This is a genomic window from Microbacterium sp. Y355, assembly GCF_059445345.1.
The window spans coordinates 3,389,908-3,403,632 of the sequence record NZ_JCAIUD010000001.1; the positions used below are offsets into that span (position 1 = coordinate 3,389,908).

General features: G+C 64.8%; 13 protein-coding genes. 8 read left to right on the forward strand and 5 right to left on the reverse strand.

What is annotated here, in order from left to right:
- Nucleotides 1-21 precede the first annotated feature (21 nt).
- Together AC1C2O_RS16280 and AC1C2O_RS16285 are read right to left on the reverse strand one after the other, a co-directional pair.
- Nucleotides 22-1,194 carry an MFS transporter gene (locus AC1C2O_RS16280; RefSeq protein ID WP_495431487.1) on the reverse strand — a complete coding sequence of 391 codons (1,173 nt, stop codon included), beginning with the start codon at nt 1,192-1,194 and terminating at the stop codon, nt 22-24.
- Nucleotides 1,191-1,532 (reverse strand): ArsR/SmtB family transcription factor, encoded by a 342-nt coding sequence (locus tag AC1C2O_RS16285; protein ID WP_495431488.1) that lies wholly within the window; start codon nt 1,530-1,532, stop codon nt 1,191-1,193. Before AC1C2O_RS16285 ends, AC1C2O_RS16280 begins: the two co-directional genes overlap by 4 nt.
- An 83-nt stretch (nt 1,533-1,615) precedes the next feature.
- Here AC1C2O_RS16285 and AC1C2O_RS16290 point away from each other — a divergent pair, with 83 nt between their 5' ends.
- Nucleotides 1,616-2,935 carry an FAD-dependent oxidoreductase gene (locus AC1C2O_RS16290; RefSeq protein WP_495431489.1) on the forward strand — a complete coding sequence of 440 codons (1,320 nt, stop codon included), beginning with the start codon at nt 1,616-1,618 and terminating at the stop codon, nt 2,933-2,935.
- Nucleotides 2,936-2,986: 51 nt separating this feature from the next.
- On the opposite strand, the gene AC1C2O_RS16295 is transcribed toward AC1C2O_RS16290, so the two are convergent.
- Nucleotides 2,987-3,358: a MerR family transcriptional regulator gene (locus tag AC1C2O_RS16295; protein WP_495431759.1), complete on the reverse strand. Its 372-nt coding sequence runs from the start codon at nt 3,356-3,358 to the stop codon at nt 2,987-2,989.
- Between the two features lie 13 nt (nt 3,359-3,371).
- Nucleotides 3,372-4,973 (reverse strand): peptide chain release factor 3, encoded by a 1,602-nt coding sequence (locus AC1C2O_RS16300; RefSeq protein WP_495431490.1) that lies wholly within the window; start codon nt 4,971-4,973, stop codon nt 3,372-3,374.
- 116 nt (nt 4,974-5,089) lie between these two features.
- Between AC1C2O_RS16300 and trxB the strand changes: the two genes are divergently transcribed.
- The 5 genes from trxB to nhaA all read left to right on the forward strand — a co-directional run bounded on the left by trxB (nt 5,090) and on the right by nhaA (nt 9,998).
- Nucleotides 5,090-6,061, forward strand: coding sequence for a thioredoxin-disulfide reductase (gene trxB, locus AC1C2O_RS16305; RefSeq protein ID WP_495431491.1), 972 nt, complete (start codon nt 5,090-5,092; stop codon nt 6,059-6,061).
- The gene (gene arsB, locus AC1C2O_RS16310; RefSeq protein WP_495431492.1) at nt 6,058-7,155 is read left to right on the forward strand and encodes an ACR3 family arsenite efflux transporter; all 1,098 of its coding nucleotides are present in this window, start codon (nt 6,058-6,060) and stop codon (nt 7,153-7,155) included. The genes trxB and arsB overlap by 4 nt, the downstream gene beginning before the upstream one ends.
- Nucleotides 7,152-8,156: a metalloregulator ArsR/SmtB family transcription factor gene (locus AC1C2O_RS16315; protein WP_495431493.1), complete on the forward strand. Its 1,005-nt coding sequence runs from the start codon at nt 7,152-7,154 to the stop codon at nt 8,154-8,156. The genes arsB and AC1C2O_RS16315 overlap by 4 nt, the downstream gene beginning before the upstream one ends.
- Before the next feature lie 27 nt (nt 8,157-8,183).
- Complete coding sequence (locus tag AC1C2O_RS16320; RefSeq protein ID WP_495431494.1) at nt 8,184-8,591, forward strand: arsenate reductase ArsC; 408 nt, start codon at nt 8,184-8,186, stop codon at nt 8,589-8,591.
- 123 nt (nt 8,592-8,714) lie between these two features.
- A complete protein-coding gene (gene nhaA, locus AC1C2O_RS16325; RefSeq protein WP_495431495.1) occupies nt 8,715-9,998 on the forward strand; it encodes a Na+/H+ antiporter NhaA in 1,284 nt (427 codons plus the stop codon).
- Nucleotides 9,999-10,022: 24 nt separating this feature from the next.
- Here the strand turns inward: nhaA and AC1C2O_RS16330 are convergent, their stop codons facing one another.
- Nucleotides 10,023-11,489, reverse strand: coding sequence for an alanine/glycine:cation symporter family protein (locus AC1C2O_RS16330; RefSeq protein ID WP_495431496.1), 1,467 nt, complete (start codon nt 11,487-11,489; stop codon nt 10,023-10,025).
- A 137-nt stretch (nt 11,490-11,626) separates the two neighbouring features.
- On the opposite strand from AC1C2O_RS16330, the gene AC1C2O_RS16335 reads away from it, so the two are divergent.
- Together AC1C2O_RS16335 and menD are read left to right on the forward strand one after the other, a co-directional pair.
- Nucleotides 11,627-11,974 (forward strand): PLD nuclease N-terminal domain-containing protein, encoded by a 348-nt coding sequence (locus AC1C2O_RS16335; protein ID WP_495431497.1) that lies wholly within the window; start codon nt 11,627-11,629, stop codon nt 11,972-11,974.
- On the forward strand, nt 11,971-13,641 hold the full coding sequence (gene menD / locus AC1C2O_RS16340) for a 2-succinyl-5-enolpyruvyl-6-hydroxy-3-cyclohexene-1-carboxylic-acid synthase (RefSeq protein WP_495431498.1): 1,671 nt from the start codon (nt 11,971-11,973) through the stop codon (nt 13,639-13,641). Before AC1C2O_RS16335 ends, menD begins: the two co-directional genes overlap by 4 nt.
- The last annotated feature ends 84 nt before the right edge of the window (nt 13,642-13,725 follow it).

Below are 13,725 nucleotides of genomic sequence, written 5' to 3' on the forward strand. Positions count from 1 at the left end.
GCGGGCCAGCCTAACGGGGCCTCAAGAGGATCGTGCGAAGGCGAGCGAGAGGGCTGCCAGCGCGACGGCAATCAGAGCCATCGCCGAGTACGAGCCCGTTGCGGCCGCAAGGAGTGGACCGAGGGCAGGACCGAACGCTCCCATGAGGGTGATGGGGGCGGCAAACACACCGTTGATGGCCCCGTAGTTTTGCGTGCCCCAGCGATCTGCAACAGCGGAGCCTTGCACGAGTGTTTGTGCGCCCCTCACCGCGCCCGCAGCGACACCGATGACGATGAGGAGCCAGGGCGGTCCCGGGACGAGCGCGAGTAATCCGAGAAAGACCATGCTGAGGGCTGCGGTGGCAGCCAGCGGTATCCAGGGCGCGGCAGTGTGCGGAATCGCGACGTAGAGCAGCCGTCCGATGACCTGGCCTGCACCGAGCAGGCCGAGCGCCCAGGCAGCGAGTTCGTAGGTCAGGCCCTTCTCCGTGAACAAGGGGATGAGCGCGAGGGTGACGCTGAGGAGGGCTGCGGTCAGGGCGAGCATCGAGATTTCCAGCATCCAGAATTGTCGGGTGCGGATGACGGTGCTCACCGTGTGTGGTTGCGCGACGTTGTCGTGCGCAGCCGACACCCAGGTGCGCTCGAGACTGAACCAGTGCAGCGGCACAGTGGTGACAAGTAGGAATGCGGCGAGGATCAGGAACATCGAGCGCCAGTCGGTGATGCTCAACAGGCCGGCGACAACGGGCGCGAATACGGTGGATGCGAGTCCGCCGGCCAGAGTCAGGATCGTCATGGCTCCCCGTCGGCGCGCACGGTATCGACGGGCGATCACCGTGAACGCGGCCTGGTAGAGCACTGCCGCCTGGGCGGCGCCTGCGATCATCCACCCAACTGTGAAGACGAACAGGTTCGGGGCGAGTGCGACGACGACAAGGCCCACCGGGCCGACGACACTGCCCACGGTCATGATCAGGCGCGGACCTCGCTCGTCGAGCCATCGCCCGACGAACACTCCGGCTCCGGCGGAGACGATGAGGCCTGCAGAGAACGACAGAGTGACGAAGATGACCGACCAACCGGTGTCATCTGCGATGGCAGGGGAAGCGACGATGAGCGCGTAGAACAGGATGCCCCAGCTGATGACCTGACCCACGGAGAGCGCGGCCAATCGTCCACCCTGACGGGGTGGGGCATCGATCACGGTCATACCGCGCGAAGGGCGTCGGCGGCCGCGTCCAGCGCGCCGTCGTTGAGGGCGAAGTACGCCCACTTGCCGCGCTGCTCTCGAGTGACGAGGCCGGCATCGGTGAGAAGCTTCATGTGATGTGAAACCGTGCCCTGTGAGAGGCCGACCGGCTCGGTGAGATCGCAGATGCACGCCTCGCCGCCGGCGCCGGCGGAAATCAGTGACAGCAGCCGCACGCGCGTCGGATCGCCGAGTGCTTTGAAGACCTGTGCGGTGCGCTCCGCCTCCTCGGCAGTGAGCGAGGAAGTGATGCGCGGCACGCAGCAGGCGGTCGCTTCGATGGTCGTTGGCAGGCTCACGCGTACATCCTCGCACGTATTGACATTCTTCGATAGGTGGTCGAGTCTATTCGTATTGAAGTCTTTCAATTCGAGGAGAAGTCATGTCCGAACTACCTGTTGTCGTCATCGGTGCGGGCCCGCAGGGGCTTGCTGCAGCGGCGCACCTTGCTGAACGCGATGTGCACGTGGTCGTTGTCGAACGCGGGGACGGCCCAGCGGCTGCGGTGTCGGACTGGGGGCATGTTCGGCTCTTCTCGGCGTGGTCAGAGCTGACCGATGCGGCCGCGCGGCGTCTGCTCGAACCAACCGGCTGGACCGCGCCGACCTCTGGCTATCCGACCGGGACGGAATGGGTCAGCGACTACCTCGCACCTCTCGCCGATGCGCTCGGTGAGCGGGTGACCTACGCCACGACCGTGACCGGGGTATCTCGGCAGGGGCGCGACAAGGTCGTCGATGGTGGCAGGAAGGACCAGCCTTTCGTCGTGCACACGGTGGATCAGAGGGGCAATGAGTCGCGGATCAACGCGCGAGCGGTCATCGATGCAAGCGGCACCTGGACGCTGCCGAACCCGGCGGGCGCCGATGGCCTCCCCGCGATCGGTGAAGCTGCGGCCGCGGATGTCGTCTCCTACCGCATCCCTGATGACGTGTCGGAGTTCGCGGGCTCGCACGTCGCTGTCGTGGGCGCCGGTCACTCCGCCATCCATGCCGTGCTGCGACTGAGCGAACTGGTTCGCCGCGCACCCGGTACGCGTGTCACGTGGATGCTGCGCCGTGGGAGCGCGACGAATGTCTTCGGCGGGGGAGTCGGGGATGATCTTCCTGAACGCGCCGCTCTCGGATCGCGTGCGCGCAAGGTGATCGACGAGGGCCTCGTAGATCTCGTTACCGGGTTCCGTGTGGCCGAGTTCCGTGTGGCCGAGTCTCAGCGAGACGGCGAGGCAGTCACCGTCCTCTCTGAGGATGGTCGAAAGGTCGCCGACGTCGCTCACGTCTTCGCTCTGACCGGATTCCGGCCAGACACGGAGATGCTGCGGGAACTGCGGATCGATCTCGATCCCGCTCTGGATGCCGTCGCCGGTATTGCGGCGGATATCGACCCGAACATTCATTCCTGCGGTTCAGTCTCGGCGACAGGCGCGCGTCAGCTTGCCCAGCCCGAACATGGCTTCTTCATCGTTGGCGTGAAGAGTTACGGTCGAGCCCCGACCTTCCTTGCGTTGACGGGTTTCGAGCAGGTGCGCAGCGTCACAGCCCACCTCGCCGGCGACCATGAAGCCGCCGGGCGCAATGAACTCGTCCTCCCCGACACCGGAGTGTGCGGTGGTTCAGGTGACTTCGACGACAGCGCCAGTGGAAGCTGCTGCGCCGCCCCTGCCGTCCTCCAGATCGGAGCCCGTCCGGTCGCCGTCGGCTGACCGGCGCGAGGAACTCGCCAGTTCTCACTCACTGACGTCACTCGCAGGAAACTAGAGGCGTTCGAGCCTGGCGACGAAATCGTCTGCCATCTCTAGTTTTCCTCGCAGCGTTTCTCGTCGCTCGTGGGCCTCTGTTAGATACTCAGCGAGCTTGTCTGCGACGTCCGGGTCATTGTCGTTCGCTGTGGTCCTGGCATCCATGATTCGAAGCAGATCGGCCATGTCCTGCAGAGTGAAACCGAGCGGCTTCATCCGGCGAATCAGCAGCAGGCGCTCAAGATCTGGCTGGGTGAAGAGGCGGAAGCCGCCCTCGGTGCGGCCGGACGGCTTGAGCAACCCGATCTCGTCGTAATGGCGGATGGTACGTAACGACAGGCCGGTCCGTTCAGCCAGCTCGCCGATGTGCATCGTCGCGTCCGACATGTCCACGATTCCGCTATCCACGGGCCCCCGAGACGCGATGTGTCGCCGCGCGCTGTCTGGGCGTTTCGAGGTTTAGGTCGGGAAGTTCGCGCAGGAGGGCGCGAAGCCGCCATTCATCGCCGAACAGGATCAGGTGGTCGTCTCTGCGGGCGACCACCTCGCAGTCCCGGCGATCTTGCAACACAGCAGCGGTCGCGGAGTCGGTGGGACACGCGAGCGTATAGGGGAGGGGAGAAACTCGGATCTCGACGCCGAAGTCGCTGAGCATCCTTGAGGTGAGGACTTCGAACTGCATCTGCCCTACGGCGCCGACCACCGGTGTCTGCGGTCCGCGTCGGTCAGATACGAGGAGTTGGACCACCCCTTCCTCTGCGAGTTGCGTCAGCCCCTTGCGGAATTTTTTGACCGCGCTGGTGTCAGCGGGGGTGACGAGAGCAAACAGTTCAGGGGTGAATGTTGACATCCCGACGTACTCCACACGGTCGGTCGAGTAGAGAGTGTCACCGGGATGGAGCAGGGTGGCGTTGACGAGTCCGACGATGTCGCCGGGCCATGCGGTGTCGACCGTTTCGCGCTCGCGGCCGAACATCTGCTGGGCATACTTCGTGGCGAACGTGCGGCCGCTCTGCGCGTGAGAGGTGACCATCCCGCGTGTGAACTGTCCCGAGCAGATCCGCACGAATGCGACACGGTCGCGGTGCGCGCGGTCCATACTGGCCTGCACCTTGAACACCTGGGCTGAGAAGCCACCATCGACCGGGTGCAGGAGGCCCTCGGTGGACGTCCGTGGCGCTGCTGACGGCGCGTGGTCATGGATGAAACGGAGAAGCTCGCCGACTCCGATGTGTCGCACCGCGGCACCAAAAAATACCGGCATTCCTGAAAGCTCGAGAAAGCTCTCCCGGTTGTACTCGCCGCCATCGAGTGCCACGAGGTCGGCCTCCTCGACCGCGGCATGCCACGCATCTCCGACGTCGGCAGCGTCGTGTTCGGGGACACGCTGAACGAGGGGCACATGCGCGCCGCTGCCATCGCTGTCGAACACAAGAAGGTCCCTCGTGGCGACATCCATGAGTCCTTGAAAATATCCGGCGTCGCCGACGGGCCAGTTCACTGGCATCGGCTGGCGGCCGGTGAGCGTGGTGAGCTCGTCGAGCAGATCAAGCACGGCGCGGCCGGGACGATCCCACTTGTTGATCATGACGATGATCGGCAGGTTGCGTTGAGCGCAGACCTCGAACAGGCGAATCGTTTGCGCTTCCATGCCCTTTGAAGCGTCGATGAGCATGATTGCCGCATCTACGGCGGCAAGTACGCGATAGGTGTCCTCTGAGAAGTCTGCGTGCCCGGGGGTGTCCACCAGATTGAATACGACGTCATCGACGGTGAACTGGATCGCCGCGGATGAAATCGAGATCCCGCGGTCCTTCTCGATCTCCATCCAATCGGAGACGGTGGAGGTTCGGGTTGACTTTCCGTGGACGGCACCTGCTTGGGTGACGGCACTGGCATGGAGCAGGAGCGACTCGGTCAGCGTTGACTTACCGGCGTCTGGGTGAGAGATCACCGCAATCGTTCGCCGTCTCGCTGCTTCCTTTTTAATTTGTGAACTCACGCAACCTCTAACTTTACCGTTACGGGAGAGTCTACTCTGCTGTGGTCCTACTGCCCGCAGAGCGCGTTGGCCGATGCATGTTTGCACTCGGTATCGATAGATGTCAATATAGACGCATGTCGATTCAAGAAGTTGAGCTAGTCATCATCGGTTCAGGCCCTGCCGGGTACACCGCTGCGGTCTACGCCGCACGCGCCGGGCTTACGCCCGTTGTCCTCGCCGGTTCCGTCACTGCGGGTGGCGCTTTGATGACGACAACCGAGGTAGAGAACTTCCCCGGGTTCGTCGATGGCGTCCAGGGCCCTGAGTTGATGGAGTCGATGCGCGCGCAGGCCGAGCGCTTCGGCGCCCGCATCCAGCTCGACGACGCCGTCCGCGTCGACCTCGAAGGCCCGATCAAGATCGTCGAGACCGGAGCGGGCGAGACATTCCACGCGCGTGCCGTCATCCTCACCATGGGGTCTGCCTATCGCAAGCTCGGCATCTCCGATGAGGAACGCCTCACCGGGCACGGCGTTTCATGGTGTGCGACGTGCGATGGGTTCTTCTTCCGTGAGCAGGAGATCGTCGTCGTCGGTGGCGGAGATTCCGCGATGGAGGAGGCACTGTTCCTCACCCGCTTCGCATCGAAGGTGACCGTCGTGCATCGTCGCGAGGAATTCCGGGCGTCGAAGATCATGGCGCAGCGTGTGCTCGACCACCCCAAGATTGAGGTCGCCTGGAACAGTGAAGTTGCTGGCCTCATTGGAGCCGAGAAGGTTGAAGCGGTCACGCTCCGCGACACCGTCACCGGGACAGAACGCGAGCTGTCAGCAACAGGCGTGTTCATCGCCGTCGGGCATGATCCGCGCTCCGAGCTCGTCACCGGTGTCGTTGACACCGACGCTGACGGATACGTCCTGGTCGAGCACCCATCCACCCGTACGAACCTCGCCGGTGTCTTCGCCGCCGGCGACCTGGTCGACCACACCTACCGGCAGGCGATCACCGCCGCCGGCACCGGATGCGCGGCCGCACAGGATGCTCAGCACTACCTGTCTGCTCTCGACGAAAACGCCACCATCGAACTCGAGGAAGTTTTCGCATGAGCGCCGTGACTGCTCCCGCACAGGCTCCGACGTCGCGCCGCCTGTCCACTCTGGACCGCTGGCTGCCGCTGTGGATCGGGCTTGCCATGGTCGTCGGCATCCTGCTCGGCCGATTCATCCCCGGCGTCTCCCCGCTGCTCGCAAGCCTCGAGGTCGGCGGAATCTCCGTTCCGATCGCGCTCGGGTTGCTGGTGATGATGTACCCCGTGTTGGCGAAGGTCCGCTACGACAAGGTCGCTGCCGTCACCGGCGACAAGAAGCTGCTCATCTCCTCGCTGGTGCTGAACTGGCTGGTGGGCCCCGCGCTCATGTTCGCGCTTGCGTGGATGTTCCTCCCAGACCTTCCCGAGTACCGCACAGGGCTCATCATCGTCGGCCTCGCCCGCTGTATCGCGATGGTCGTCATCTGGAACGACCTGGCGTGCGGCGACCGAGAGGCCGCTGCCGTACTCGTGGCAGTCAACTCCGTGTTCCAGGTGGTGGCGTTCTCTCTGCTTGGCTGGTTCTACCTCACTGTGCTCCCTGGATGGCTCGGGCTGGACACTGAGGGGCTGGACTTCTCCGTCGGGGCGATCGCCCTGAACGTACTGATCTTCCTCGGCATCCCGCTGCTCGCCGGATTCGCATCCCGTTTCATCGGCGAACGCCGCAAGGGGCGCGAATGGTACGAGGAGAAGTTCCTGCCGAAGATCGGGCCGTGGGCACTCTACGGCCTGCTGTTCACGATCGTTCTTCTGTTCGCCCTGCAGGGTGAGCAGGTCACCTCCCGGCCCCTCGACGTCGCCAGGATCGCGCTGCCGCTGCTGGTGTACTTCGCGGTGATGTGGTTTGTCGGACTCTTCACCGGCAAGGCGCTCGGTCTCGGTTACGCGCGCTCATCGACGCTGGCGTTCACAGCGGCTGGCAACAACTTCGAGCTCGCTATCGCCGTTGCGATCGGCACGTTCGGGGCCGCATCCGGGCAGGCGCTCGCAGGTGTCGTCGGACCCCTCATCGAGGTCCCCGTTCTCGTCGGGCTCGTCTACGTCTCGCTCTGGGCGGCTCGCAAATGGTTCCACACCGACCCGTATACAGGAGAAAGGCTGTCATCATGAACGTCACGCTGACCGACGACTCGTGTGCCCCTGCCGCGACACATACCGTGGCCTCGCATGCCATCGGGCAGGATGCCGCGGCATCCGTCGCCTCGACATTGAAGGCGCTCTCCGACCCGCTGCGTCTGCGGATGCTGTCGGCCATCGCCTCCGACCCGCGCGGTGAGTCGTGCGTGTGCGATCTCGCCGAACTGGCGGACGTGTCGCAGCCGACCGTCTCCCACCACCTGAAGGTCCTCAAGGACGTCGACGTGCTGAAATCTGAGCGCCGCGGCACGTGGGTCTGGTACCGCATCAATCCAGCCCGTCGCGGCGCTGTCACAGCGCTCCTTGATTCCTTTGCGACCTCCACGCTTGCTGCGCCCTGGCGAAACGACTCGGAGGATGTGGGTCTGCGCCCGGACTTTGATGACCGCGTCACGCGGCTCGCCGAGGAGCTCGCAGCGGAGGTTCCGGAAGTCGAGACGAGCACCGTGTTCGCAATCGTGCGCGAGTCCTACACTGCGCTCGCGCGAACCGCGCGTGTCACTTCCGCCCTGATCCCACTTGCCGAGCGCTTCGCTCGGCAACGTCTGAGCGACCTCACCCGCGATCGAGCGACAGGCGTCCCGCAGGTGCTGTTCGTGTGCGTTGCCAATGCCGGACGCTCGCAGCTCGCGGCGGCACTGGTGAATCAGCTGGCGGGAGGGAAGGTGGTCGCTCGCTCCGCCGGGTCGGCCCCCGCCGACGTCATCCACCCGCACGTTCGGTCACTGCTCGCAGAGATCGAAGGAGAGGCAGCGGCCGAACGTTTCCCGAAACCACTCACCGACGACGCGGTCCGTGCCGCCGATGTCGTGATCACGATGGGCTGCGGCGACGTCTGCCCCATCATTCCCGGCGTCCGCTACGCCGACTGGGCCGTCGGCGACCCGGCACTTGCCTCCGTAGATGGCGTCGAAGCCATACGCGACGACATCGCCGGCCGCGTTCGCATCCTCGTCAACGACCTTCTCAACTGACCACCCGTTCTCGCATCGGAAAGAACCATGACTGAAACCACCGCCAAGCCCTCCGTCCTCTTCGTCTGCGTTCACAACGCCGGCCGCTCCCAGATGGCCGCCGGATTTCTCCGCGACATAGCCGGCGACCGCATCGAAGTCCGCTCCGCCGGATCGATGCCCGCCGACCAGATCAACCCCATCGCGGTGGAAGCGATGTCGGAACTCGGCATCGACATCACCGCCGAAGCCCCCAAGATCCTCACCACCGAGGCCGTCCAGGCATCCGATGTCGTGATCACGATGGGCTGCGGCGACGCCTGCCCGTTCTTCCCCGGCAAGCGTTACGAGGACTGGAAGCTCGACGACCCTGCCGGCCAGGGCATCGATTCGGTGCGGCCGATCCGCGACGACATTCGCGCGCGGATCGAGCAGCTGGTGGCCGAACTCGTCTAGCGGTTCGTGCCTGCTCGGGCAGCGCGCGGACCGCGCTGCCCGAGCAGGCGTCCTCCGGTAGTGTGATTACCGGAGTGTCGGGAAGCCTGGTCGACGTCATTATCGTCGACCCGAAAGGCGCTCATGTCTCCCAAGCCCTCCCGCATCGCTCGTGTCCGTAACCTGTTCCCCTCTTCTTCGAGCGCGGAATCGCTGCGCGTAGGCGAGATCCTCCGCAAGGAGACCGTTGGTGGCATCCTTCTGGTCGCGCTCGCCGCTATCGCCATAGTCTGGGCGAACTCGCCGTGGGCGGATTCGTACTTCGCCCTGCGCGACTTCGAGATCGGCTACGAGCCGTGGCACCTCCGGCTCTCGCTCGGTGCATGGGCGGCCGACGGGCTGCTCGCCATCTTCTTCTTCCTCGTCGGACTCGAACTCAAAAGAGAGTTCGTCGCGGGTGACCTTCGAAAGCCCAGCACGGCGATCGTGCCGATCGTCGCCGCGATCGGAGGTGTCGCGGTTCCCGCGGTCTTCTACGTCATCGTCGCCGGCTCGGCGGGTATGGCCCAGGGATGGGCGATTCCGACCGCCACCGATATCGCGTTCGCGGTTGCGGTGCTCGCGATCATCGGCTCGCACCTGCCCAGCGCACTGCGGATCTTCCTGCTCACACTGGCGGTCGTCGACGATCTGATCGCGATCGGCATCATTGCGATCTTCTACACCGAGACGATCAATGTCGTCCCTCTCGTGTTTTCACTGCTCGCCATCGCCGTCTATGGCGTGATCGCTCAACGAGGTCGAGAGTTCTTCCACCTGCGACCAGGGGCTGCGTGGCTGGTGCTGCTGCCGATCGGTGTCACCGCGTGGGCGCTGCTGCATGCATCCGGCATCCATGCGACCGTCGCCGGCGTGCTCCTCGCGTTCACCATCCCCGTTCTCCACAAGAAGGCGGCTCGTGGCGTGGATGCGGGGCCGGGCCTCGCTGAGGTCTTCGAGCACCGATTCCGGCCGATCTCTTCCGGGGTGGCGGTGCCGGTGTTCGCCTTCTTCTCCGCCGGTGTGGCGATCGGTGGCGCCGAGGGATTCGTCTCCGCCTTCGACGATCCGGTGGTGATCGGGATCATGCTCGGGCTTATCGTCGGCAAGCCTGTCGGCATCACTCTCGCGACCTGGCTCGTGACGCGAATACGACGCGTCAACCTCGACCCGTCTCTGCGCTGGATCGACATCGCAGGGGTGGGACTCCTCGCCGGAATCGGATTCACGGTGTCGCTCCTGGTCGCCGAGCTCAGTTTCGACACCGGTAGCGCGCATCACGATCACGCGAAGGTGGCGATCCTCACTGCCTCCGTCGTCGCGGCGATCCTCGCATCGATCGTCCTCGGCATCCGCAACCGGCAGTACCGGCAGCGCGCTGACTACTGACAGTGGCTGCGCAGCCCTTGCAGCTCAGCGGCGGCGCTGCTTGGGAAGATCGATCGGACCGGTGACGGAGAGTTCGTCCTCCCAGACTTCGATCCCTCTCACTCCAGGAAGCCTGGCCTGGGTGAACACCGGGTCGAGTCCGGCGCGGCGTTGCTGCGTGTAGTCCTTAAGAAGCCGGAAGGCGATGCCGGAGAGCAAAGCGATGGCGACCAAGTTCACGATCGCCATGAATCCCATCGCCCCGTCAGCGAAGTTCCAGACGACGTCCGCCGACACGAGGGCACCGACGAAGACGGCCGCGATGGCGAAGATGCGGTATCCGAGAAGGACTCCCGGCTTCGACGTGATGAACTCGATGTTCGACTGGCCGTAGTAGTAGTTGCCGAGGATCGAGCTGAAGGCAAGAAGGAAAATGATCACAATGAGGATGATGTTTGACCAGCTGCCAAGCGCGCCGACGACGGCACCCTGTGTCAGGCTGATCCCTCGTTCCGCGTTCGCGAGATCAGGAACCGACACGAGGATGATGAATGCGGTGATGGAGCAGACGAGGAACGTGTCGAAGTAGACGCCCAGCGTTTGCACGAGCCCCTGCTTGACCGGATGCGTGACCGCGGCGCTCGCGCCCGCATTGGGGGCGGAACCAAGCCCGGCCTCGTTCGAGAACATGCCGCGCTTGACGCCGGTGAGGATGATGTAGCCGAGGGTGGCTCCGACGACCTCGTTGGGTCCGAAGGCCTGGGTGAAGATCTGCGAGAAGACCTCGGGGAGACGCTCGATGTTGATGGCGACGATCACGAGGCCGAGGAGTAGATACAGCAACGCCATCAGCGGAACGAGAGTCTGGGTGACCGAAGCGATACGCCGGACGCCACCGAAGATGACGAGCCCCATGAGCACGGCAAGTGCTGCGCCAGTCACCCATGGGAGCCACCCCGCCGCCTCGCCCCCGAAGCTTCCTGCAATGGTCGCCTGAATGGTGTTCGCCTGTAGTGAGCTGAACGCGATCGGGAAGCAGACGATGAGGATGACCGCGAAGAGGATGCCCATCCATCGCGCTCCGAGCCCTCGCTGCATGTAGTACGCAGGGCCTCCACGGAATCCGTCGCTGTCACGCGTCTTGTACAGCTGCGCCAGTGACGACTCGATGAACGAGGCCGCACCGCCGATGAAGGCCATCAGCCACATCCAGAAGATCGCGCCTGGCCCGCCGATGGCGATTGCAGTACCGACGCCCGCGATATTGCCGACGCCTACTCGAGACGCAGCAGAAATCGTGAAAGCTTGAAAGGCGGAGACGGACTGCGGCTCGCCGGTCGCGGTGCGTGGCGTCCGGTCCTTCAGCGTGCGGAACATCTCCGGAATCAACCGGAACTGCACCACTCCGGAGCGCACGGTGAAGTACAAGCCAAGGAGGACGACGATCGGCAGGACGATCCACGTCCACAGATTGTCGCCCCACGTCAGCAGCCACTCGTTCACAGCATCCATTGGCACAGTATGTCGAAGGGTGGCGTTTTCTTGCTACTCCCGGATTGCGAGTCGTGGCATTCGCGCGCGTATTGAGCAGTTGATGGCAGAGCTGGGGTGGGCGATCCACGTTCAGGTAACCCGCCTAGACTGGAGCGGTGGCGAGAGTACTGATAGTAGGCGGCTTCCTGGCCCTCATCTTCTGGGTCTTCAGCATCGTCGACTGCGCAGTGCAGCCGGCGGCGCGGCACCGTGGCGTGCCCAAGGGAGCCTGGATCGCGATTGTGGTTCTCATTCCAGTGCTCGGCGGCATCCTCTGGTTCGCTCTTGGACGCAAGCGCCGCAGCGATCAGGAGGGTATGCACCTCGTCGCACCCGACGATAACCCCGAGTTCCTGCGCACCATCGGCAAGTCCGAGCAGGATGAGCGCATCCGCCGACTCGAAGAAGAGCTCGCACGCCTGGACGACGAGACGGACGGCCCCGCACCGGACGCACGTCCATGACGGCATCGCCGGCAATGGATGCCGCGACAACCCTCCTCGCGGAGCTTGTGGAGCACGGCATCCGCGACGTGGTGATCTCTCCCGGTTCGCGCTCGCAGGCACTGGCGCTCGCGGCCACCCATCTCGCCCGCGAAGGCGTGCTGCGCGTGCATGTTCGCATCGACGAGCGCGTCGCCGGCTTCACAGCCCTTGGCCTCGCACGCGAGAGCCGTGTGCCGGCCGCTGTCATCTGCACTTCCGGCACGGCTGCCGCGAATTTGCTTCCCGCCGCGATGGAGGCCTTCCACTCCGGCGTCCCGCTGCTGCTACTCACCGCCGATCGGCCACCCGAGCTGCGCGGCATCGGTGCAAACCAGGCGACGGTGCAGCCGGGAATCTTCGATCCGTGGGTGCGCTTTGCTGTGGATGCGCCGGTGCCAGGTGACGGCTCATGGGAAGGACTTGCCGAAAAGGCGATCACTGCGGCGATGGGAGCGGAGGCTAACTATTCTGGGCTGGCCGGTATCGCCGGTCCGGTGCACCTGAATCTGTCGTCGCGCGAGCCGCTGTCCGGCGCGCTGCCAGACGGATACACCGCAACGCCCGGCCAGGCCAAGACACCCGATGCCGTTGCGCCGCTCGTTCTTGAGCGTGGGCCGCGCACTGTCGTAATCGCCGGTGCGGATGCCGGGCCCGCGGCCGAAGAAGTCTCGCACGCCGGCACGTGGCCACTTATCGCCGAGATCGTCAGCGGGTCGCGATTCGGTCGCCACGTCGTTCACGGATATCGCGAACTGCTGCGAGAAGACGCGCTCGGCGGACAGATCGAACGCGCGATTGTGCTCGGCCACCCGACTCTCAGCCGTGAGGTCACAGCGCTGCTGCGCCGGGATGATCTCGAGGTCGTCGCCGTACGCTCGGGCGGCGAATCGCTGAACTTGAACGGGCGCACCGTTGCTGCGGCATCCGTTACCGTCGCCCAAGGCGACGCAGACCGCGCTTGGATGGGGGCGTGGATGCAGGCATCCGCAGCATCCGTCATCGACCTGAGTGAGCATGCGCCCGACCAGGATGGCCTGAACTCCAAGGACTCCGCCACCAGGCGCGACGCCGTGCGCGCAGAGCTCGAGGCCGTACGCCGGCCGCTCGATCGTGAGCTGCTCGTCGATGCTGTCTGGCGGGCGACGTGGCCGCACGACCGGCTCATGTTTGGCTCATCCCGCATCGTTCGCGTTGCCGATGCCGTGCTCGCAGGCAAGAAGGTGCCGGTGCACGCCAACCGTGGGCTCGCCGGCATCGACGGCACGATCTCGACGGCGATGGGCATCGCCGTCGCGAGCCAGGCGGAAGGCTCGGCCGGAGTGACACGAGTGCTGCTCGGCGACCTCGCTCTTCTGCACGACGTCGGGGCGCTGCTGCTGCCGCCGGACGAGCAGGAGCCACGCATCCAAGTCATCGTCGGCAACGACGGCGGCGGCACCATCTTTGATTCGCTCGAGGTGGCATCGTCGGCGCCGAGGGAAGACCTCGATCGCGCCTTCTACACCCCGCACACGACCCGGCTCGAGCATCTCGCGCTCGCCTACGGCTGGGAGTATCAGCGCATCACGACGCGCTCGGCACTCGACCAGGTGCTCACCACGCCCGCCGCCGGTCGCCAGCTGATCGAGGTCCCGCTCGCGCGCTGAAACCCCTTTCTCCTCCCGCGAGACTTCAGCTGTGACACAGGTTCGGATGATTTTCGGGACATTGGTGAAGTCTCGCGGCAGGAT

Excerpts from the sequence above, each read along its gene's own strand:
- trxB (WP_495431491.1), top strand. The coding sequence starts at position 5,090 with ATGTCGATTCAAGAAGTTGAGCTAGTCATCATCGGTTCAGGCCCTGCC.
- menD (WP_495431498.1), top strand. The coding sequence starts at position 11,971 with ATGACGGCATCGCCGGCAATGGATGCCGCGACAACCCTCCTCGCGGAG.
- nhaA (WP_495431495.1), top strand. The coding sequence starts at position 8,715 with ATGTCTCCCAAGCCCTCCCGCATCGCTCGTGTCCGTAACCTGTTCCCC.
- AC1C2O_RS16320 (WP_495431494.1), top strand. The coding sequence starts at position 8,184 with ATGACTGAAACCACCGCCAAGCCCTCCGTCCTCTTCGTCTGCGTTCAC.
- AC1C2O_RS16290 (WP_495431489.1), top strand. The coding sequence starts at position 1,616 with ATGTCCGAACTACCTGTTGTCGTCATCGGTGCGGGCCCGCAGGGGCTT.
- AC1C2O_RS16295 (WP_495431759.1), bottom strand. The coding sequence starts at position 3,358 with ATGTCGGACGCGACGATGCACATCGGCGAGCTGGCTGAACGGACCGGC.
- AC1C2O_RS16330 (WP_495431496.1), bottom strand. The coding sequence starts at position 11,489 with ATGGATGCTGTGAACGAGTGGCTGCTGACGTGGGGCGACAATCTGTGG.
- AC1C2O_RS16315 (WP_495431493.1), top strand. The coding sequence starts at position 7,152 with ATGAACGTCACGCTGACCGACGACTCGTGTGCCCCTGCCGCGACACAT.
- arsB (WP_495431492.1), top strand. The coding sequence starts at position 6,058 with ATGAGCGCCGTGACTGCTCCCGCACAGGCTCCGACGTCGCGCCGCCTG.
- AC1C2O_RS16280 (WP_495431487.1), bottom strand. The coding sequence starts at position 1,194 with ATGACCGTGATCGATGCCCCACCCCGTCAGGGTGGACGATTGGCCGCG.